Source organism: Domibacillus epiphyticus (assembly GCF_001975785.1).
In the GTDB taxonomy this organism is placed as follows: Bacteria; Bacillota; Bacilli; order Bacillales; family Domibacillaceae; genus Domibacillus; species Domibacillus epiphyticus.
The window spans coordinates 35,609-54,827 of sequence record NZ_MSFI01000007.1; the positions used below are offsets into that span (position 1 = coordinate 35,609).

Sequence of the window (19,219 nt, forward strand, 5' to 3'; positions counted from 1 at the left end):
TGAAAAAATATTCTCATTGACAAACGGGCACAAATATTATATTGGCATTTTATAATGATAGCATACGGTTTTTTTTGGGTCAATTATTTTTTCGCATGCAAAATAAAATAGCCTTTTGACTTTGCTGCTGTATCACATGAACCGGCTAGTCTCTCTAATTCTTTTATTGCTGAAGGAGCTCCTTGTTTCTTCTGAATGACAACCCAAATTTCTCCGCCATCAGCAAGTTTCGCAAATCCGTTTTGTAAAATGTCGAACACCGTTTGTTTTCCGGCACGAATCGGAGGATTTGTCAGCACTGCGGCGAATCCCTCTTCCGACACATTTTGCAGACGGTCACTTTCATAAATCAATAGGTTTTCAATCTTATTCAGGCGGGCATTTTCCCGTGCTAGCCTGAGCGCCCGATCATTTACATCGATCATATGAACAGTGCGTTCCGGCTGTTCTGCCGCAAGCGAAATACCAATCGGTCCGTACCCGCATCCAGCATCAAGAATCGGCCCTTCAATGTCCGGCCATTCAAACGTATCAATCAGCAGTCTCGAACCAAAATCGACTTCCGATTTCGAGAAAACACCGGCATCTGTATTAAAACGGTATTCTTTTCCTCGCAGCGTAAATGTAAATTGCTGCGGACGGTGTTCACTGTCTGGATTTTTAGAAAAGTAATGATCGCTCAAAGAAATTTCTCCTTTCAACAAACAAAAGCCCGCTGATTCCAGCGGACTTTTGCGTCATTGTATCAAAAATTACTTCACTTCTACAGAAGCGCCAACTTCTTCAAGTTTCGCTTTGATTTCTTCAGCTTCTTCTTTCGCTACGCCTTCTTTAAGTGATTTTGGAGTGTTATCAACAAGCTCTTTCGCTTCTTTCAAACCAAGACCAGTGATTTCGCGAACAACTTTGATAACTTTGATTTTTTGATCGCCTGCTCCAGCAAGAACAACGTCAAACTCAGTTTTTTCTGCTGCCGCTTCGCCGCCAGCACCACCTGCTACTGCTACTGGTGCAGCTGCTGTTACGCCGAATTCTTCTTCGATTGCTTTTACAAGGTCGTTCAATTCAAGAACGGACATTTCTTTGATTGCTTCAATGATTTGCTCTTTAGACATTTTGTATTTCCTCCTTAGTGTGTTTTAAAATAGTATATTCGTTTAAGCCGCTATACGGCTTGCCTTACAATTACGCGCCTTGTTCTTCTTTTTGATCGGCCACTGCTTTCGCTGCAAGAGCGAAATTGCGGATTGGCGCTTGAAGAACGCTGAGTACCATAGAAAGAAGACCTTCGCGTGAAGGAAGTTCTGCAAGTGCTTTAACTTCTTCAACAGAAACGAAATTGCCTTCAAGTACGCCCGCTTTAATTTCAAGTGCTTCGTTTTTCTTCGCGAATTCATTCAAAATTTTAGCTGGAGCGACAACATCTTCGCTGCCGAATGCAATCGCATTAGGACCTGTAAGGAACTCTTCAAGACCAGTAATGCCTGCTTGTTCAGCTGCACGGCGAGTCATTGTATTTTTGTATACTTTGAACTCAACACCCGCATCACGAAGCTGCTTACGAAGTTCCGTTACTTGAGCCACAGAAAGACCGCGGTAGTCAACGATAACTGTCGATGGGCTGTTTTTAAGTTTGTCGGCAATTTCACCGACAAGTGCTTGTTTTTTCTCGATAATGCTGCTCATCTGCTACACCTCCTGTAGAATTTGTACGAGCGGGATCCGCTCACAATTTAATACCGTCACGGGAAACGTAAAAACCTCTATGTCCCGGAAGACATAGAGGCACGAAAAGCGGACAAAATTGTCGCACTATCTATTTCGCTGTCCTCGGCAGGATCATTAAGTCAAAAAGACCCCTGCTGTCTACGGTACAAATGTACATGTATATTTACAACAGATTTCACTTTACCAGAGAAATCGTTCATTGTCAATTTATTTTTTCGCTGCTACAGATGATGGATCGACTTTTACACCAGGACCCATTGTTGATGTAACAGAAACGTTTTTCATGTATACACCTTTTGCTGCTGAAGGTTTTACTTTCATCATTGTGTCGAAAATAGCTGTAAAGTTTTCGATCAACTTTTCGTTTTCGAATGATACTTTACCAACTGGAACATGAATGTTGCCAGCTTTATCAACGCGGTATTCTACTTTACCTGCTTTGATTTCTTGAATTGCTTTTTCAACGTCAAATGTAACAGTACCTGTTTTCGGGTTTGGCATTAAACCTTTTGGTCCGAGTACGCGACCAAGTTTACCAACTTCACCCATCATGTCAGGTGTTGCAACGATAACATCAAATTCAAACCAGCCTTGCTGAATTTTGTTAATGAAGTCGCTGTCGCCCACGTAGTCTGCACCTGCAGCTTCCGCTTCTTTTGCTTTTTCGCCTTTTGCGAATACAAGAACGCGTTGTGTTTTACCTGTTCCATTTGGAAGAACAAGCGCACCGCGAATTTGTTGATCCGCTTTTTTCGGGTCAACGCCAAGACGGAATGCCGCTTCAACTGTCGCGTCAAATTTCACCGTGCTTGTTTTTTTCACAAGATCAATTGCTTCTTCTACTGAGTATTGCTTTGTGCGGTCAACTAGTTTCGCCGCATCTTGAAATTTTTTACCATGTTTAGTCATGTTTATATCCTCCTTATGTGGTTTTAACGGATTTACCTCCCACGAATAAAGGTTGCGAGTGAAGTAATACCTTCACAACGCAACCCCAAAAACAGACAGCTGATTAATCTTCGATCACAATACCCATGCTGCGGGCAGTACCTTCGACCATGCGCATAGCTGCTTCAACATCAGCTGCGTTTAAGTCAGGCATTTTTGTTTCAGCGATTTCACGCACTTTATCACGCTTAACCGTTGCAACTTTATTGCGGTTCGGTTCTCCAGATCCTGATTCGATACCGGCTGCTTTTTTAAGCAAAACAGCTGCAGGCGGAGTTTTTGTGATGAATGTAAATGAACGGTCTTCAAAAACCGAAATTTCAACCGGAATGATCAAGCCTGCTTGATCCGCTGTGCGCGCATTGAATTCTTTACAGAATCCCATGATGTTAACACCAGCTTGACCCAGTGCCGGACCTACCGGCGGTGCAGGGTTTGCTTTACCTGCAGGAATTTGCAGTTTTACAACTTTAATTACTTTTTTAGCCACGAGACACACCTCCTTAAGTCCGTGATGTGGTACATGGGGCTTTGCCCCTCCCACTCTGTCTATCTTTATTTAAATAAAGACGATTATAAAATGAGTCTTAACAGCACAAGACGTACTGACCTAAGAAATAGTATCATTTTTTACATAATAATTCAAGCCGTTTTTTAGGATAATTTGTTTACTTGATCAAAATCAAGTTCAACAGGCGTTTCACGACCGAACATGTTTACGAGGACTTTCAGCTTGCCTTTATCCTGATCAATCTCTTCAACAGTTCCTTCAAAGTCCGCAAATGGCCCTTCTTTTACAACGACCGTTTCGCCAAGTTCATACTCCACATCAAGGCGGCGTTCGTCCATGCCCATTTGCTTCAAGATTGATGTGACTTCATCCGGCAATAAGGCTGTAGGTTTCGAACCGTGTCCAGATGAACCGACAAAGCCGGTGACGCCCGGTGTATTTCGAACAACGTACCAAGAATCATCTGTCATGACGATTTCAACAAGCACGTACCCCGGGAATACTTTTCGTTTCGTGACTTTCTTTTTGCCGTTTTTCACATCGGTTTCTTCTTCTTCCGGTACGATTACACGAAAGATTTTATCCTGCATCCCCATTGATTCAACGCGTTTTTCAAGATTAGCTTTTACTTTATTCTCGTAACCCGAATACGTGTGTACAACATACCAATTTTTTTCCATAGAAAGGGACTTGTGTCCTTCCCTCCTTTTCATTTAAACCAAATGAAAAAACCCGTTATACGGGCTTCTTGTTTCTTTGGGCCCGCACGGTGCGGGTAGCAAAGGCGGCGTCCTGAATGTTCACTTTCGCCTTTGATCTTATCAATTTCCATTATAGCACGGAAAAACATTGAGTATTCAAGTGAATTTTCCAGAAGGCTGATTACAATTCTAAAACCCATCGTACGAGCGATGAAATGCCCAGATCCACGACAGCAAAAAAGAGAGAAAGAAATACAACGGTTGTAATAACGGTAATTGTATACGTCGTTAGTTCTTTCTTTTTCGGCCAGCTGACCTTTCCCATTTCCGAGCGCACGTTACGAAAAAACTGTGTAATGCGTGACATTTACTGAAAACCTCCAAAAAGAAATCCGCCGGTGTCACTTCGTCTGTTTATGAACAGTATGTTTATTGCAGACACCGCAAAATTTTTTTATTTCCAGGCGTTCGCCGCTGTTGTCTTTAACAGTTGTCGAATAGTTTCGTGATCCGCAATCCGTACATTCAAGCGGCACTTTTTTCGCCATTTTAATCACCTAACCATTTCAATTCTTAAAACGTATCATTGAAAGCGGTATTTCGTCAAGTTTTCATTAAATGGTAATCTCTCTAAATTCAAGATACCGTTCTAATTTCCTTTTTACCCGCTGCAAGGCATTGTCAATCGATTTCACATGACGGTTTAATTCTTCTGATATTTCCTGATACGAACGACCGTCCAAATACAATGCAAGTACCTGCCTTTCAAGGTCGCTTAGCAGCTCATTCACTTTGCCTTCTATGTTGGAAAACTGTTCGCGGTTAATAATTAATTCTTCCGGGTCCGTTACTTTTGCACCTATTAATACGTCCATTAACGTCCGGTCTGATTCTTCATCGTAAATAGGCTTATCAAGGGACACATAGGAATTGAGTGGAATGTGTTTTTGACGTGTTGCGGTTTTAATAGCGGTAATGATCTGCCGGGTTATGCAAAGCTCCGCAAACGCTTTAAACGTGCTGAGCTTGTCCCCTTTAAAATCACGGACGGCTTTGTAGAGACCGATCATGCCTTCCTGTACGATGTCTTCTTTATCGGCGCCGATTAAAAAATACGATCGCGCTTTTGCTCTAACAAAGTTCCGGTACTTATGAATTAAATAATCGAGGGCATCACTGTCGCCGTTGTGCACAAGTTCCACTAACTGCTCATCGTTCAGCGTATCCATCGTCACACTTATTGAACGGTTCAAGCTTACACATCCCCTCTGCCTGCCAAACATTGCTAGTAATATTATACAGCAAGAATTTTTTTTGCGTCAATCATTCATTTTTCGCCGCGGCGCCACTTTTCCAATATTTCCGTTTGTTCTTTGCTGAGTGGTATTCGAGCCTGCAGCTTGACTTCACTGATGGCATCAAGATTTTTTTCAATTGATTTTCGCATCTCGCTAAGCTCTGTCAAAAGTTCCCTCGCTGACACACGGAGGGCACCCTGTCCGAAGACAGCCCATTGCTCCGTGTAATCTGAGGTTGCCACCGTAACTTGATCACGCACGTTATTCAACTCAATCGCCAGCTTTTCGATTCGTTCATCCGCCGATTCGTTTTCTCTTGTAAAAATGACTTCCACTTTTGAATCGTGATATTTCTTTTCAGTCCCTTTCACAAAATGAGCATCAAACACAACAATGACACGGCAGCCATGCACTCCTTGATATTCCGCCATTAATTTGACAAGACGATCACGAGCGCCGGCAAAGTCCGTATCCTTTAACTGACGCAGCTCCGGCCAGGCGCCGATCATGTTATAGCCGTCTACGAGTAAAATATCCATCGTTACAGCCCCAGAGGATGGCGCTTCCGGTACACTTCATACATGAGTAACGCTGCGGCAACAGATGCATTTAACGATGTCACATGCCCGCTCATCGGCAATTGAATTAAAAAGTCACACTTTTCTTTGATAAGACGGCTCATGCCTCGTCCCTCACTGCCTATGACGAGACAGAGAGGCATTGATCCGTCAAAGCGGCGGTAATCTTCCGCACCGGAAGCATCTGTTCCCGCAACCCAAATACCCCGCTCTTTTAATTCGTCAATCGTCCGCGCCAAATTCGTCACACGTGCAACTGGGATATATTCAATTGCGCCTGTCGAAGCTTTCGCCGCTGTTGCTGTCAGGCTTACCGAACGGCGTTTTGGAATGATAATCCCGTGCGCACCAACAGCATCCGCTGTCCTCATAATCGAACCGAGATTATGAGGGTCCTCCAATTCATCCAGCAGAATAAAAAAGGGCGGTTCGCCGCTTTCTTCCGCTTTCTCGAACAAATCATCAATTTCTGCATATTGGTATGCCGCAACAGATGCCGCCACCCCTTGATGATTTTCCGGCACAACTTGTTCAATTTTCCGCTTCGGCACCAATTGTACCGGAATGCCTGCTTCCTTCGCTTTGTTTAAAATTTGCTGCATCGATCCTTTTTGTGAACCTTCCTGAACCCATAGCTTATTAATATCGCGGCCGGACTTTAACGCTTCAAGCACGGGATTCCGCCCAGCAATCCATTCCTGTTCCTGTGTCATGCGTTCGCCCCCCTTTTTTCATCACTTTCTTCCAAAATATTGTGTATGATTTCTTCCATCCGCTCCAGCTGCCCGGTTAAGAATAAAAAACCGATGAGCGCTTCAAAAGCCGTGCTATGATTGTATGTCTGCACATCTGTGTTTTTTGGCACATGACCGGATTTTGCATTACGCCCTCGTTTGGCAACCGCTTCTTCTGATTCGGTTAAAAAACGTTCCTCACGCAAACGGTGAAGCTGTGCCGCTTGCGCTTTTGCCGACACGTAACGAGTCGAGGCACGATGAAGATCATTCGGTTTCACGCGGCCAGACTCCAGTAAAAATTTACGGATATACACCTCATATACGGCATCCCCCATATAGGCAAGTGCCAGCCCATTCAGCTGCTGTGCATCCTTTAATGGTACCATCAACTGTTTCATCATCCGCGTCTCCATCTAATGCCCTGCGATGTGTCTTCAAGAATGATGTTTAATTCTTTCAGCTGGTCGCGGATTTCATCTGCACGGGTAAAGTTGCGGTCTTTACGCGCTTGATTTCGCTGTTCGATTAAATCTTCAATTTCTTCATCGAGCAATTCCTCACCTTGAATGGTAAGTCCAAGCACAAAAAACATATCTTCATACTTCGATAAAAACGTATCAATGACCTGGACTGACGTGTGCTGTTCAAGCAAGTATACATTCGCGTCTTTCGACAGATCAAACAACACGGATATGGCGTTTGCTGTGTTAAAGTCATCATCCATCTCAGCAAGGAAGCGGTCGTGATGAGCGTTCACTTTTTCAAGCCACTGATCGTCGTCATTTGTTAAATTGGTGCTGGACTGCTTGCGGTGCTTCAAATTTTCGTATGCAATTTTTAACCGTCCAAGTGCAGCTGCTGAGCTGTCGAGCAGTTCTTTATTGTAGTTAACCGGATGGCGGTAATGAACAGACAGCATGAAGAAACGCAATACTTGCGGGTCTATTTCCTTTATAATGTCATGAACGAGCACAAAGTTGCCGAGTGATTTCGACATTTTTTCATTGTCAATATTAATATATCCATTATGGAGCCAGTAACGGGCAAATGGTTTGCCGGTAACTGCTTCCGACTGGGCAATTTCATTTTCATGGTGGGGGAATGTTAAATCCTGCCCGCCTGCATGAATGTCAATTGAATCGCCGAGGTATTTCCGCGCCATTGCTGAGCATTCAATGTGCCAGCCAGGACGCCCTTCTCCCCACGGGCTTCCCCAGGAAATTTCGCCTTCTTTTGCTGCTTTCCATAACACGAAATCAAGCGCATCATCTTTCTTTTCCCCGGCGCCGATCCGTGCACCCACTTTAAGCTCATCAATTGACTGGTGAGACAGTTTTCCGTATCCATCAAACTGGCGTGTCCGGTAGTACACATCTCCTCCTGACTCATAAGCAAATCCTTTTTCAACGAGCTGTTCGATAAATTCAATGATTAATTCAATATTTTCCGTTACACGCGGATGAACATCTGCTTTCTGGCAGCCGAGCGCATGTGTGTCTTCAAAGTATGCGTTAATAAATCGGTCCGCAATAACCGGCACTTCTTCACCCAATTCATTTGCTGCGCGTATTAATTTATCATCGACATCCGTGAAGTTGGATACGTATTTCACATCGAAGCCACGGTATTGAAGATGACGGCGAACTGTATCAAACACGATGGCCGGCCGGGCGTTACCGATATGAATGTAGTTATATACAGTCGGACCGCACACATACATTTTTACTTTGTCTTTTTCAAGCGGAATAAACTCTTCTTTTTTTCGTGTAAGCGTGTTGTACATCATTACGGGCATTGCTCGTAATCCCCTTTCTTTGCTTCATCCATTTCTTTTTTCAAGCGGGCAATTTCTGCTTCCATGCTTTTCAAGCGGTCTGCGACTGGATCCGGCAAATTGCGGTGATTCAAATCCTTTTCCACTTTCCGGCCATCCTGCACAACAATACGGCCCGGAATGCCAACAACCGTAGAGTTTGGCGGTACATCTTTCAAGACGACGGACCCGGCACCGATTCTTGCATCTTCACCAACTGTAATGGAACCGAGCACTTTCGCACCTGTTGCGATGAGTGCGCCATCTTTCACTGTCGGATGCCGTTTCCCTTTTTCTTTTCCTGTTCCTCCGAGTGTAACTCCTTGATAAAGCGTTACATGATTCCCAATTTCACAAGTCTCCCCGATGACGACACCCATGCCGTGATCAATAAACAGACCTCTTCCAATCCGGGCACCAGGATGAATTTCAATACCGGTGAAAAAGCGGCTGATTTGTGAAATAACCCGGGCAATAAAATAAAATTTCCGCTTATAAAAACCGTGAGCAAGTCTATGAGACCAAATCGCGTGCAAACCCGAATACGTTAAAATCACTTCTAAATAGCTGCGTGCAGCCGGATCCTGTTCAAAAATTGTATCAATATCTTCTTTCAGCACTTTAAACAATGCTGTCCCTCCTCTCGGCACTTTGTTTGATCCATACAAAAAACGCCTCTGAAAGACAGAGACGTTTATAAACGCGGTTCCACTCTGTTTGAAAAACAGCACTAGCTGCTTTCCCAACTTAACCTGTTAACGGGCGGGGACCCGCCGCCGCTTACTGAATGTTCAGCGGCAGACTCCGAGGGGCACTTCTGCGGGCAGAGAGGCCTGAATCGCTCTCAGCCAGGTGGCGATTCTCTCTGAAAGGCATCTGCCGCATACTTTTCCTCTTCAACGTTTTTTGTATTTATACACTCTATTATATACGGGTGCTTCTTTTAATCAAGAATGGCATTAAGTCTTTTTAAAACTTTTTCTTTTCCGAGCAATTCAATTGCTTTTGGCAAATCCGGACCGTGTGTCTGACCGGTAACCGCCGCACGGATCGGCATAAACAGTTTTTTCCCTTTATGGCCTGTTTCTTTTTGAACATCTTTCATCGCTTTTTTCACGCCGGCAGCTTCAAAAGGATCAAGCGCGGACGCTTTTTCAGCAAACGCGCGGAGCACTTCCGGCACTTGCTCTTCAGAAAGAACTTCTTTTGCCTCATCTTCATATTGAACATCTTCCTTAAAAAATAAACCGGATAGTTCTACAATTTCAGCACCAAAGCTCATTTTTTCTTGATATAGAGCGATTAAGCTCTCCACCCATTCTTCCTGTTCAGGAGAGAATGCTTCATCAATTAGGCCGGCTTTTACTAGATGAGGCCGCGCCAGTTCCACAACGCGCTCAACAGGCTGTTCTTTCATGTATTGGTTGTTCATCCAGAGCAGCTTCTGCTTGTCGAAGAAAGCCGGGGATTTCGAAAGCCGGTCTGCATCAAATGATTCAATAAACTGCTCTTTTGTAAAGATTTCTTCTTCCTCTTTTGGCGACCAGCCCAGCAGTGTAATGAAGTTTAATAGCGCTTCTGGCAAGTAGCCCAGCTCTTCATATTGTTCAATAAACTGAATGATGGATTCGTCGCGTTTGCTCAATTTCTTTCTATTTTCATTCACGATTAATGTCATATGACCGAAAACAGGCGGTTTAAAACCGAGAGCTCGATAAATGAAGAGCTGTTTCGGCGTATTAGAAATGTGATCATCCCCGCGAAGAACATGTGTCATTTTCATTAGATGGTCATCGATGGCGACAGCGAAATTATATGTCGGTGTACCGTCTTGCTTAACGATGACAAAGTCGCCGCCAATCCCATCGGACTCAAATGATACTTCCCCTTTTACCATATCATTGAACGCGATCGTTTCGCCTTCTGGCACCCGGAAACGAATGCTTGGACGGCGCCCTTCCGCTTCTAGCGCAGCCTGTTCTTCTTGTGTTAAATGGCGGCATTTTCCGGAGTAGCCGGCAATTTCATTCCGTTCTTGCTGCGCTTCACGCTCTGCTTCAAGTTCTTCGGCTGTGCAGTAGCATTTATACGCTTTTCCCTCTTCTAATAGTTTCTCGTAATATTTTTTGTATAAATCATTTCGCTCAGACTGGCGGTACGGTCCATATTCGCCGCCTGCATCCGGACCTTCATCCCAATCGATGCCGAGCCATTTTAAATATTGAAGCTGGCTTTCTTCTCCTCCTTCAATATTTCGTTTTTGATCGGTATCTTCAATACGGATAATAAATTTCCCGCCAAGATTTCGTGCATATAAGTAATTAAAAAGTGCTGTCCGCGCATTGCCGATGTGAAGATGTCCTGTTGGACTTGGCGCGTAACGTACACGTACTTCATTTGTCATGCTGTATTCCCTCCCGTGCTGTTTAAGCTTGTTTTTTTACTAACAGAACCACTGCCTGCGAAGCGATTCCTTCACCGCGCCCGGGGAATCCGAGTTTTTCGGTTGTTGTCGCCTTCACATTTATCTGGCTTGTTTCTGCTTCTAACAGTTGCGCAATACGCGTCTGCATATCGCCAATATACGGAGCCATTTTCGGCTTCTGGGCAATGATCGTACAGTCAATATTGCCCAGTAAATAGCCTTTTTCTTTCACCATCATCCATACATGCTGGAGCAGCTTTGCTGAATCCGCATCCTTAAAAGCCTCATCTGTATCAGGGAAATGACGGCCGATATCTCCTTCTCCAATTGCACCGAGGCACGCATCCGCTATCGTATGTAAAAGTACATCTGCATCCGAGTGGCCGAGCAATCCTTTTTCATACGGGATCGTGATGCCTCCGATAATAAGCGGCCGTCCTTCCGTTAATTGATGAACATCGAATCCTTGTCCAATTCGAAACATATAAGTCACACCTGTCTTTCCATTCTTTTCGCAATGATCGCCCGGGCAAAATACATATCTTCCGGTGTCGTTAATTTAATATTATCATAATCGCTTTCAACAATTTGAACCCGATAACCGGTACGCTCTACAAGCGATGATTCATCCGTTCCGAGAAATTGTTCCTCTTCCGCCTTTTGCTGGGCATGCAGCAAAACGGATTTTTTAAACGCTTGCGGGGTCTGCACCGACCATAAACTTGCCCGGTCTATCGTTTTCGATACCGTTCCACTAGCTGCTTTTTTTATTGTATCTTTCACCGGAACGGCAGCAATTGCCGCTCCACTATCATGTGCGCTTTTGACGAGCATTTCAATTGTACCCCGTGTTATAAAGGGTCTTGCACCATCATGAACGAGAACAATGTCCGATTCCGGCGGGAGAACTTTTAAGCCGCTGTATACACTGTGCTGGCGTTCTTGACCGCCCATTGCAAATGCGCAAACTTTTTTTATGTTATACGTTAAAAGAAGCTGTTCAAATTCGGATTGCTCATCTGGATGAACAGACAACACAATTCCTTTACAGCAAGGATCTGATTCAAACACCTCAAGTGTGTGAATAATTACTGGCTTTCCCTCAAGTTCAAGCAGCAGCTTATTGAGGCCTGCTTTCATCCGTTTTCCTTTTCCCGCAGCCGGTATCACGACAAAGTATTTCATTCATTTAAACCCTTTCTTTTGGTCATGCTAGTTTCGGTTTCGCAAAAATCATCCGGCCGGCCGATGTTTGCAGTACACTTGTTACCACAACTGCGATCTGTTTGCCGATAAAGTCACGTCCATCTTCTACGACGATCATCGTACCGTCATCAAGGTAAGCAATGCCCTGTCGCTGTTCTTTTCCGTCTTTAATAACGAGAACATTCATTTCTTCCCCTGGGATTACGACCGGTTTCACTGCATTTGCGAGATCGTTAATGTTTAACACTGGCACCTGTTGAAACTCGCATACTTTATTTAAATTAAAATCATTTGTGACGACGATGCCGCCCATTTCTTTTGCCAGTTTTACAAGCTTTGAATCGACTTCATGAATATCTTCATAATCTTTCTCGGTCATTTCAACCTCAATCGGGATTTCTTTTTGCATCCGGTTCAAAATATCAAGACCACGGCGTCCTTTTGTTCTTTTTAGTGTATCTGATGAATCAGCGATATGCTGTAATTCTTCCAGAACAAATTGCGGGATAACGATTGTGCCATCTAAAAAGCCCGTGGCGCAAATGTCTGCAATACGTCCATCGATAATCACACTCGTATCTAAAATTTTAAACGATTTGACTGGCTGTAAAGGCGCTATTTCCTCCGTTTGTACTTCTTTTCGTTTTGACGCTTTATTGGAAGAGAAAAAGGTTGTTAGCTCATCACGCCGCTTAACACCGAATTGAAATCCGAGATAGCCAAGACCGATTGTCAGCAATATTGGCACAACAGTATTAACGATTGGAAGCTGTAGCTGTGCAAGCGGAATGCCGACTAAAATGGCGACGAGCAGCCCGATCACAAGACCAAGACCACCCATTAAAATATCCGTAAGTGGTGCATGTACGATACGGTCTTCTATCCACTTAATGAACTCCACAATGTAATCCACTGCCCAGAACGTCAGCAAGTAAAATGCGAGTGCACCTAAAAGCGCAGTGACATAGGGGTTATTAATAAATGGATGATTAAGATGAAAGTATTGGAATAAGTCCGAAATAAGAAATACGCCGAGCGTACCGCCTAAAATGATGAACCCACCCTGTACAAGGCGCTTTAACATGTTTATTCACCTCCTTTTATTCTTCTCATTATAAACACGTTTCGAGCCCCGCGCTATTAATACGAGACTGAAACGCATTTAGTTCCATTTTTTTATTTACCGAATATGGTTTTTAATGCTTCATTTACTGTTGATACGCCGACAATTTCAACACCAGCTGGCGGCGACCAGCCCCCGAGATTGTTCGCCGGGATAACAAGCCGGGTAAAGCCTAACTTCGCCGCTTCATTGACGCGCTGTTCGATTCGGGAAACTCGCCTTACCTCACCCGTTAACCCAACTTCTCCAATTAAACAATCTGTCGCACCAGTCGGTTCATCACGAAAACTAGAAGCAATGCTGACGGCGATGGCAAGATCGATCGCCGGTTCATCCAGCTTCACACCGCCTGCCACTTTTAAATAAGCATCTTGATTTTGCAGAAGCAGGCCCACCCGCTTTTCCAGCACCGCCATAATGAGCGTCACGCGGTTATGATCCATCCCGGTAGCCATCCGTCTCGGGTTGCCGAAAACAGTCGGTGAAATGAGCGCTTGAATTTCAACGAGTACAGGGCGTGTCCCTTCCATTGAGGCCACTACCGTTGAACCGGATGTTCCTTGTGTCCGTTCTTCTAGAAAAATTTCCGATGGATTTGCAACTTCCTCAAGTCCAATTTCTTTCATTTCAAAAATACCCATTTCATTTGTCGAGCCAAATCGGTTTTTTACCGCCCGCAAAATGCGGTATGTATGATGCCGTTCTCCTTCAAAATAAAGTACGGTATCTACCATATGCTCAAGTAGACGCGGTCCGGCAATTGACCCCTCTTTTGTTACGTGACCGACGATAAAAATGGCAATGCCGTTTATTTTCGCAATTCTCATCAGCTCTGCTGTACATTCACGCACCTGGGAAACACTGCCTGGGGCTGATGTCACTTCCGGATGATAGATTGTTTGAATCGAATCGATAATAACAAATGACGGCTTCATCTGGTCAATAGCCGAATGAATGAGCTGTAAATTTGTTTCAGAGTAAATATATAAACTTTCATTGTTGATGCCCATACGCGAAGCCCGCATTTTCGTTTGCTTAACGGATTCCTCCCCGGAGATATACAACACATTGCTTCCATTAGATGATAGCTGTGATGAAACTTGCAAAAGTAATGTTGACTTCCCGATGCCAGGATCACCGCCGATTAATACCAGTGACCCGGGGACAACCCCGCCGCCGAGAACGCGGTTGAATTCTCTTAAGTCTGTTTCAACACGCGGCTCCTGCACGGTTTCCACATCAACAAGCCGCGACGGCTTTGATACTGTCGCTGTATCTGAATGCATAAATGTCCGTTTCGGCGTCCCTGTAATCTCCGTTTCCTCTACCATTTGGTTCCACTCGCCGCATCCAGGACATTTTCCCATCCATTTTGGTGATTCATATCCGCACGATCCACAAACGAATTTCGTTTTTTTCTTTGCCATCGTCCCTACCCCTTTCAACAAAAAACAGCGGGTCTATTGAAGACCCGCTGAATGAACTTTTTACGATGCGGACCCAGCCGCTGTGCGAACAGTAAATTCGCCATTTTCATCAACATCGACAGTCACTTGCTGACCGGTTAACACATTTCCTTTCAGCAATTCCTCAGAAAGGCGGTCTTCTACCTGCTTTTGCAGTGCACGGCGTAATGGACGCGCACCATACTCTGGATCATAGCCTTCGTCGGCAATTTTTTCTTTTGCCTTATCTGTCAGCTCTACCATAATATCCTGCTCTTTCAAACGGCTTGTCAATTGGTCTGTCATCAATGAAACGATTTCTTTCAAATGTTTTTTCTCAAGCGCGTGGAAGACGATAATTTCATCAATACGGTTAAGGAACTCCGGACGGAAAGCACGCTTCAGTTCATCCATCACTTTTCCTTTCATATCTTTGTGATCCTGCGACGCGTCTTGAATGTTAAAGCCAACGTATTTATTTTTCTGAAGTGACTGCGCTCCTACGTTGGATGTCATAATTAGCACTGTATTGCGGAAATCAACCGTACGCCCTTTCGAATCCGTTAAGCGTCCGTCTTCAAGTACTTGAAGTAAAATATTAAAGACATCTGGATGTGCTTTTTCAATTTCATCAAGCAATACGACAGAATATGGTTTCCGGCGGATTTTTTCCGTCAGCTGGCCGCCTTCTTCATATCCAACATAGCCTGGAGGCGAACCAACAAGGCGTGATGTGGAGTGTTTTTCCATGTACTCGGACATATCAATGCGGATCATCGCATCTTCATCGCCAAACATGGATTCAGCCAGTGCTTTTGCCAGTTCGGTTTTACCGACACCTGTTGGACCGAGGAAAATGAATGAACCAATGGGACGTTTTGGATCTTTCAATCCCGCACGCGCGCGGCGAACAGCTTTTGAAATAGATGTCACCGCTTCTTCCTGCCCGATCAATCGGGAATGAAGGATCTCTTCAAGATTCAGCAAGCGGTCTGTTTCTGTCTGTGCGAGTTTCGATACAGGAATACCTGTCCAGCTTGATACAACCATCGCGATATCTTCCATTGTTACTTCACTGTTTTCAGTACCCTGTTTTTCTTTCCAGCTGTTCTTGGTCTTCTCCAGCTCTTCACGCAGTTTCTGCTCTGCATCTCTTAATGAAGCCGCCTTTTCAAACTCCTGGCTTTGGACAGCCGAATCTTTTTCATTTTTTAACGCCTCGAGTTTTACTTCAAGCTCTTTTAAATTAGGCGGTGTCGTAAAGGAGCGTAAACGAACTTTAGAACCTGCCTCATCGATCAAGTCAATCGCTTTATCCGGCAAGAAACGGTCTGAAATGTAACGATCGGACATTTTTACTGCTGCTTCAATCGCTTCATCAAGAATGGAAACACGGTGATGCGCTTCATAGCGATCGCGCAATCCTTTCAAAATTTGAATGGATTCCTCAAGAGTCGGCTCATCTACCTGGATCGGTTGGAATCGACGTTCAAGCGCGGCATCTTTTTCAATATACTTCCGATATTCATCAAGCGTTGTTGCACCGATACATTGCAGCTCACCGCGCGCAAGAGATGGTTTCAGGATATTTGACGCATCAATGGCTCCTTCTGCTCCACCTGCACCAATTAACGTATGCAATTCATCAATGAACAAAATAATATTTCCTGCCTGCCGAATTTCATCCATCACTTTTTTCAGGCGGTCTTCAAATTCGCCGCGGTATTTTGTACCCGCTACGACAGTTCCCATATCGAGCGTCATAACGCGTTTATTCCGCAGGGTCTCCGGCACCTCATTATTGATAATTTGCTGTGCAAGACCTTCTGCAATCGCTGTTTTACCAACACCGGGTTCCCCGATCAACACCGGATTGTTTTTTGTCCGGCGGCTGAGCACCTCAATAACCCGTTGAATTTCTTTACTCCGGCCAATAACTGGATCAAGACTTCCTTCGCGGGCAATGACGGTCAAATCACGCGCAAGACCATCAAGTGTCGGTGTACTGACATTGGATGCCTGACCGCCCTGCGTACCACCTGACTCGCTGCTGCCAAGAAGCTGAAGCACTTGCTGACGAGCTTTGTTTAAGCTTACACCCAGATTGCCAAGTACACGTGCAGCGACGCCTTCTCCTTCACGAATCAAACCGAGCAAAATATGCTCTGTTCCCACGTAAGAATGACCTAGTTTACGTGCTTCATCCATAGACAATTCAATTACTTTTTTTGCACGGGGCGTATAGTGAACCGTTTTGGAAGCACCGTCCCCTTTGCCGATTAATTCTTCTACTTCTTCCTGAATTTTTTCAGCACCGAGACCTAATGCATAAAGAGCTTTTGCAGCGATGCCTTCTCCTTCACGAATAAGACCAAGTAAAATATGTTCCGTTCCAATATTGTTATGTCCCAGTCGAATGGCTTCTTCCTGTGCAAGTGCTAGTACTTTTTGAGCTCTCTCAGTAAAACGACCAAACATCATATTTCTTTTCCCCCTTATATTAATTTGTCTCTTGCATAGATAAACGTTCCCGAATAAGCGCAGCCCGACGGATATCGCGCTCCTCTGCCCGCAGAGGACCCCCTGCATACTGCTGCAAAAAGCCTGGCTGCGTTAAAATCATTAATTCATTTAAAATACTTTTGGATATATGTTGAATATACCCTAAATCTATCCCTAATCTAACGTTCGACAAACATTGAAAAGCTTCATTTGTTTCTATAATCCGGCTGTTTGCTAAAATACCGTATGATCTGAAAATACGATCTTCAAGCTGTAGTTTGGATGTTTTTACAAGGGCGTCCCGTGCGGACTGTTCTCTCGACATTAACTCATGGACAACGCTTCCCAGGTCTTCAATAATATCTGTTTCCGATTTCCCTAATGTAAGCTGATTGGAAATTTGAAAAATATTTCCTAATGCTTCACTGCCTTCCCCGTAAATTCCTCTAACGACCAGCCCGAGTTGGCTGATCGCTGGAATAATCCGGTTCATCTGACGCGTTAACACTAAAGCCGGCAGATGGATCATAACCGATGCCCGAAGTCCGGTCCCTACATTTGTCGGACAGCCTGTTAAATAACCCCGTTTTTCATCAAAAGCATACTGAACACTTTCTTCAATCACATTGTCAATCTTATTCGCTTCATCCAGCGTTTCTTGCAACTTTAAACCGGATGAAAGACATTGAATTCGAAGATGGTCTTCTTCATTCACCATAATGCTTATATCTTCCTGCTCTGAAATAAACGCTGCACCATACAGGGAAGACTCCGCTAAAAGAGGGCTGATTAAGTGCTTTTCAACAAGCACTCTTTTTTGAAGAGGAGAAAGATCCTCCATCTTAAGAAGTTCAAGTGAAAGCTTTTCCGATACCGCATCATTTACTTGCTTCACAATTTTTTTCGCATCGTCAAATTGAAAAACGGTCGGAAAACAAACTTCATCAAGATTACGGGCAAGACGCACACGGGTACTAAGTACAACATCTGAATGAGGACCTGTGCCGCTCATCCATGAACTTGCATGCTGATTAATAAAACGTTCCAGTGACATTATGAACCGCCTCCTTCACCCGACAGCTTCTGCTCCACAGCCCTTATTTGATCACGTACATCTGCAGCCTGTTCAAAATATTCACTGGCAATCATCTCATTTAGCTTTTCACGCAGCAGCTGAAGTTCCTTTTGCAAATGGAGTGCGCCGCCCATTCTCTCTGGGATTTTGCCTTGATGCATAGTATTGCCACCATGAAGACGTTTTAAAATAGGTGTAAGCTTAGAATCAAATGTTGTATAACAATTCGCACAGCCAAATTTCCCAGTCTTTAACAACTGTTGAAACGTCATATGGCATTTTTCACAAGTGACTTCTTCTTCCCGAAATGCAGGATTGGATGAAAAAAGAGGTTCGGAATTGAACAGACCCCCGAGCAGGTTATTTAAGGAAAATGCCGGATGTCCGCTAAATAAATATTCACCTTTTTCATGAGCACATTTTTCACACAAATACACTTCTGTTTTTTCTCCATTTACAGTTTTAGTAAAATGAAGAGCTGCCGGCCGGTCATGGCATTCTTGACATATCAAAACGTCCACCTGCTTTACTGGTATTTAAGAGATAATAAAAATGACTTCATCATACGCGCTCTCAATTCATCGCGATCGGGTAGTTCAAGATACAGCACAGAGCGATCCATAACACTTATCATTATTTTCGCCTCTCTTGTGGAAATTACCTTCTCCTCTAGGAGACGATAAATAAAATCTTCTCCATTCGATTGGGATAACCGTGTTCCAACAAGGGCAAGCAGCTGATCAATTAGATCGCTCTGCTCTTGTACAGTCACTTTTATAATTCTAATATATCCCCCACCGCCACGCTTACTTTCAACAATGTAACCTCGCTCAATGGTGAAACGGGTGTTAATGACATAGTTGATTTGAGAAGGAACACACTGGAACTTGTCTGCAATTTCGCTTCTTTTAATTTCAACGATTTCGCTTCCACTATGTTCGAGTACTTGTTTCAAATACTGTTCAATAATATCAGAAACGTTTCTCACCTAACTCCCCACCTTGACTTTGACTATATTTGACGATAATTATAAAGGAAACCGGATGTTCATTGCAATTTATTTGCTTTTTTAACATACAAAAAAGACAACCTGATTTCTCAAGTTGTCTTAACGTGCCAGGCGGCGTCC

At 44.0% G+C, this 19,219-nt stretch carries 23 protein-coding genes and 2 other annotated features; all 23 genes read right to left on the reverse strand.

The window, feature by feature from the left end:
- Positions 1–83 precede the first annotated feature (83 nt).
- The 23 genes from BTO28_RS04445 to BTO28_RS04560 all read right to left on the reverse strand — a co-directional run bounded on the left by BTO28_RS04445 (position 84) and on the right by BTO28_RS04560 (position 19,078).
- Positions 84–683, reverse strand: coding sequence for a class I SAM-dependent methyltransferase (locus BTO28_RS04445; protein ID WP_076764365.1), 600 nt, complete (start codon positions 681–683; stop codon positions 84–86).
- 69 nt (positions 684–752) lie between these two features.
- Positions 753–1,115, reverse strand: coding sequence for a 50S ribosomal protein L7/L12 (rplL, locus tag BTO28_RS04450; RefSeq protein ID WP_076764343.1), 363 nt, complete (start codon positions 1,113–1,115; stop codon positions 753–755).
- 70 nt (positions 1,116–1,185) lie between these two features.
- On the reverse strand, positions 1,186–1,686 hold the full coding sequence (gene rplJ, locus BTO28_RS04455) for a 50S ribosomal protein L10 (protein WP_076764344.1): 501 nt from the start codon (positions 1,684–1,686) through the stop codon (positions 1,186–1,188).
- A gap of 59 nt (positions 1,687–1,745) precedes the next feature.
- Positions 1,746–1,890: a sequence feature (ribosomal protein L10 leader region), on the reverse strand.
- A 45-nt stretch (positions 1,891–1,935) separates the two neighbouring features.
- Positions 1,936–2,637, reverse strand: coding sequence for a 50S ribosomal protein L1 (rplA, locus tag BTO28_RS04460; RefSeq protein WP_076764345.1), 702 nt, complete (start codon positions 2,635–2,637; stop codon positions 1,936–1,938).
- Positions 2,638–2,740: 103 nt separating this feature from the next.
- Complete coding sequence (gene rplK / locus BTO28_RS04465; RefSeq protein WP_045851841.1) at positions 2,741–3,166, reverse strand: 50S ribosomal protein L11; 426 nt, start codon at positions 3,164–3,166, stop codon at positions 2,741–2,743.
- Positions 3,167–3,330: 164 nt separating this feature from the next.
- Positions 3,331–3,867 carry a transcription termination/antitermination protein NusG gene (gene nusG / locus BTO28_RS04470; RefSeq protein ID WP_076764346.1) on the reverse strand — a complete coding sequence of 179 codons (537 nt, stop codon included), beginning with the start codon at positions 3,865–3,867 and terminating at the stop codon, positions 3,331–3,333.
- 202 nt (positions 3,868–4,069) lie between these two features.
- The gene (secE, locus tag BTO28_RS04480) at positions 4,070–4,255 is read right to left on the reverse strand and encodes a preprotein translocase subunit SecE (RefSeq protein WP_076764348.1); all 186 of its coding nucleotides are present in this window, start codon (positions 4,253–4,255) and stop codon (positions 4,070–4,072) included.
- Between the two features lie 34 nt (positions 4,256–4,289).
- Complete coding sequence (gene rpmG, locus BTO28_RS04485) at positions 4,290–4,436, reverse strand: 50S ribosomal protein L33 (protein ID WP_076764349.1); 147 nt, start codon at positions 4,434–4,436, stop codon at positions 4,290–4,292.
- Positions 4,437–4,502: 66 nt separating this feature from the next.
- The gene (gene sigH, locus BTO28_RS04490; RefSeq protein WP_076764366.1) at positions 4,503–5,117 is read right to left on the reverse strand and encodes an RNA polymerase sporulation sigma factor SigH; all 615 of its coding nucleotides are present in this window, start codon (positions 5,115–5,117) and stop codon (positions 4,503–4,505) included.
- A gap of 98 nt (positions 5,118–5,215) precedes the next feature.
- Positions 5,216–5,725, reverse strand: coding sequence for an NYN domain-containing protein (locus tag BTO28_RS04495; RefSeq protein WP_076764350.1), 510 nt, complete (start codon positions 5,723–5,725; stop codon positions 5,216–5,218).
- Positions 5,726–5,727: 2 nt separating this feature from the next.
- Positions 5,728–6,477, reverse strand: a complete 750-nt coding sequence (gene rlmB, locus BTO28_RS04500) for a 23S rRNA (guanosine(2251)-2'-O)-methyltransferase RlmB (protein ID WP_076764351.1) — start codon at positions 6,475–6,477, stop codon at positions 5,728–5,730.
- Positions 6,474–6,899, reverse strand: a complete 426-nt coding sequence (locus BTO28_RS04505; RefSeq protein ID WP_095532645.1) for a Mini-ribonuclease 3 — start codon at positions 6,897–6,899, stop codon at positions 6,474–6,476. Before BTO28_RS04505 ends, rlmB begins: the two co-directional genes overlap by 4 nt.
- On the reverse strand, positions 6,899–8,296 hold the full coding sequence (gene cysS / locus BTO28_RS04510; RefSeq protein WP_076764353.1) for a cysteine--tRNA ligase: 1,398 nt from the start codon (positions 8,294–8,296) through the stop codon (positions 6,899–6,901). The genes BTO28_RS04505 and cysS overlap by 1 nt, the downstream gene beginning before the upstream one ends.
- Complete coding sequence (gene cysE, locus BTO28_RS04515) at positions 8,287–8,943, reverse strand: serine O-acetyltransferase (RefSeq protein WP_076764354.1); 657 nt, start codon at positions 8,941–8,943, stop codon at positions 8,287–8,289. The genes cysS and cysE overlap by 10 nt, the downstream gene beginning before the upstream one ends.
- A gap of 54 nt (positions 8,944–8,997) precedes the next feature.
- Positions 8,998–9,223, reverse strand: a binding site (T-box leader).
- A 34-nt stretch (positions 9,224–9,257) separates the two neighbouring features.
- Positions 9,258–10,718 (reverse strand): glutamate--tRNA ligase, encoded by a 1,461-nt coding sequence (gene gltX, locus BTO28_RS04520; RefSeq protein WP_076764355.1) that lies wholly within the window; start codon positions 10,716–10,718, stop codon positions 9,258–9,260.
- 22 nt (positions 10,719–10,740) lie between these two features.
- A complete protein-coding gene (gene ispF, locus BTO28_RS04525; protein ID WP_076764356.1) occupies positions 10,741–11,223 on the reverse strand; it encodes a 2-C-methyl-D-erythritol 2,4-cyclodiphosphate synthase in 483 nt (160 codons plus the stop codon).
- A gap of 5 nt (positions 11,224–11,228) precedes the next feature.
- Positions 11,229–11,924 carry a 2-C-methyl-D-erythritol 4-phosphate cytidylyltransferase gene (ispD, locus tag BTO28_RS04530; protein ID WP_076764357.1) on the reverse strand — a complete coding sequence of 232 codons (696 nt, stop codon included), beginning with the start codon at positions 11,922–11,924 and terminating at the stop codon, positions 11,229–11,231.
- A gap of 22 nt (positions 11,925–11,946) precedes the next feature.
- The gene (locus BTO28_RS04535; RefSeq protein WP_076764358.1) at positions 11,947–13,029 is read right to left on the reverse strand and encodes a PIN/TRAM domain-containing protein; all 1,083 of its coding nucleotides are present in this window, start codon (positions 13,027–13,029) and stop codon (positions 11,947–11,949) included.
- Positions 13,030–13,121: 92 nt separating this feature from the next.
- The gene (gene radA, locus BTO28_RS04540; protein ID WP_076764359.1) at positions 13,122–14,495 is read right to left on the reverse strand and encodes a DNA repair protein RadA; all 1,374 of its coding nucleotides are present in this window, start codon (positions 14,493–14,495) and stop codon (positions 13,122–13,124) included.
- Between the two features lie 60 nt (positions 14,496–14,555).
- On the reverse strand, positions 14,556–16,994 hold the full coding sequence (gene clpC / locus BTO28_RS04545) for an ATP-dependent protease ATP-binding subunit ClpC (RefSeq protein WP_076764360.1): 2,439 nt from the start codon (positions 16,992–16,994) through the stop codon (positions 14,556–14,558).
- 19 nt (positions 16,995–17,013) lie between these two features.
- A complete protein-coding gene (locus BTO28_RS04550; protein WP_076764361.1) occupies positions 17,014–18,069 on the reverse strand; it encodes a protein arginine kinase in 1,056 nt (351 codons plus the stop codon).
- On the reverse strand, positions 18,069–18,602 hold the full coding sequence (locus BTO28_RS04555) for a UvrB/UvrC motif-containing protein (protein WP_076764362.1): 534 nt from the start codon (positions 18,600–18,602) through the stop codon (positions 18,069–18,071). The genes BTO28_RS04550 and BTO28_RS04555 overlap by 1 nt, the downstream gene beginning before the upstream one ends.
- 14 nt (positions 18,603–18,616) lie before the next feature.
- Complete coding sequence (locus BTO28_RS04560) at positions 18,617–19,078, reverse strand: CtsR family transcriptional regulator (protein ID WP_076764363.1); 462 nt, start codon at positions 19,076–19,078, stop codon at positions 18,617–18,619.
- Positions 19,079–19,219: the final 141 nt, after the last annotated feature.

Bases quoted from the DNA above. Each gene is read 5' to 3' on its own strand.
- rplL (WP_076764343.1), bottom strand. From the start codon at position 1,115: ATGTCTAAAGAGCAAATCATTGAAGCAATCAAAGAAATGTCCGTTCTT.
- rplJ (WP_076764344.1), bottom strand. From the start codon at position 1,686: ATGAGCAGCATTATCGAGAAAAAACAAGCACTTGTCGGTGAAATTGCC.
- rplA (WP_076764345.1), bottom strand. From the start codon at position 2,637: ATGACTAAACATGGTAAAAAATTTCAAGATGCGGCGAAACTAGTTGAC.
- nusG (WP_076764346.1), bottom strand. From the start codon at position 3,867: ATGGAAAAAAATTGGTATGTTGTACACACGTATTCGGGTTACGAGAAT.
- secE (WP_076764348.1), bottom strand. From the start codon at position 4,255: ATGTCACGCATTACACAGTTTTTTCGTAACGTGCGCTCGGAAATGGGA.
- rpmG (WP_076764349.1), bottom strand. From the start codon at position 4,436: ATGGCGAAAAAAGTGCCGCTTGAATGTACGGATTGCGGATCACGAAAC.
- sigH (WP_076764366.1), bottom strand. From the start codon at position 5,117: ATGGATACGCTGAACGATGAGCAGTTAGTGGAACTTGTGCACAACGGC.
- BTO28_RS04495 (WP_076764350.1), bottom strand. From the start codon at position 5,725: ATGGATATTTTACTCGTAGACGGCTATAACATGATCGGCGCCTGGCCG.
- rlmB (WP_076764351.1), bottom strand. From the start codon at position 6,477: ATGACACAGGAACAGGAATGGATTGCTGGGCGGAATCCCGTGCTTGAA.
- BTO28_RS04505 (WP_095532645.1), bottom strand. From the start codon at position 6,899: ATGAAACAGTTGATGGTACCATTAAAGGATGCACAGCAGCTGAATGGG.
- cysS (WP_076764353.1), bottom strand. From the start codon at position 8,296: ATGCCCGTAATGATGTACAACACGCTTACACGAAAAAAAGAAGAGTTT.
- gltX (WP_076764355.1), bottom strand. From the start codon at position 10,718: ATGACAAATGAAGTACGTGTACGTTACGCGCCAAGTCCAACAGGACAT.
- ispF (WP_076764356.1), bottom strand. From the start codon at position 11,223: ATGTTTCGAATTGGACAAGGATTCGATGTTCATCAATTAACGGAAGGA.
- ispD (WP_076764357.1), bottom strand. From the start codon at position 11,924: ATGAAATACTTTGTCGTGATACCGGCTGCGGGAAAAGGAAAACGGATG.
- BTO28_RS04535 (WP_076764358.1), bottom strand. From the start codon at position 13,029: ATGTTAAAGCGCCTTGTACAGGGTGGGTTCATCATTTTAGGCGGTACG.
- radA (WP_076764359.1), bottom strand. From the start codon at position 14,495: ATGGCAAAGAAAAAAACGAAATTCGTTTGTGGATCGTGCGGATATGAA.
- clpC (WP_076764360.1), bottom strand. From the start codon at position 16,994: ATGATGTTTGGTCGTTTTACTGAGAGAGCTCAAAAAGTACTAGCACTT.
- BTO28_RS04550 (WP_076764361.1), bottom strand. From the start codon at position 18,069: ATGTCACTGGAACGTTTTATTAATCAGCATGCAAGTTCATGGATGAGC.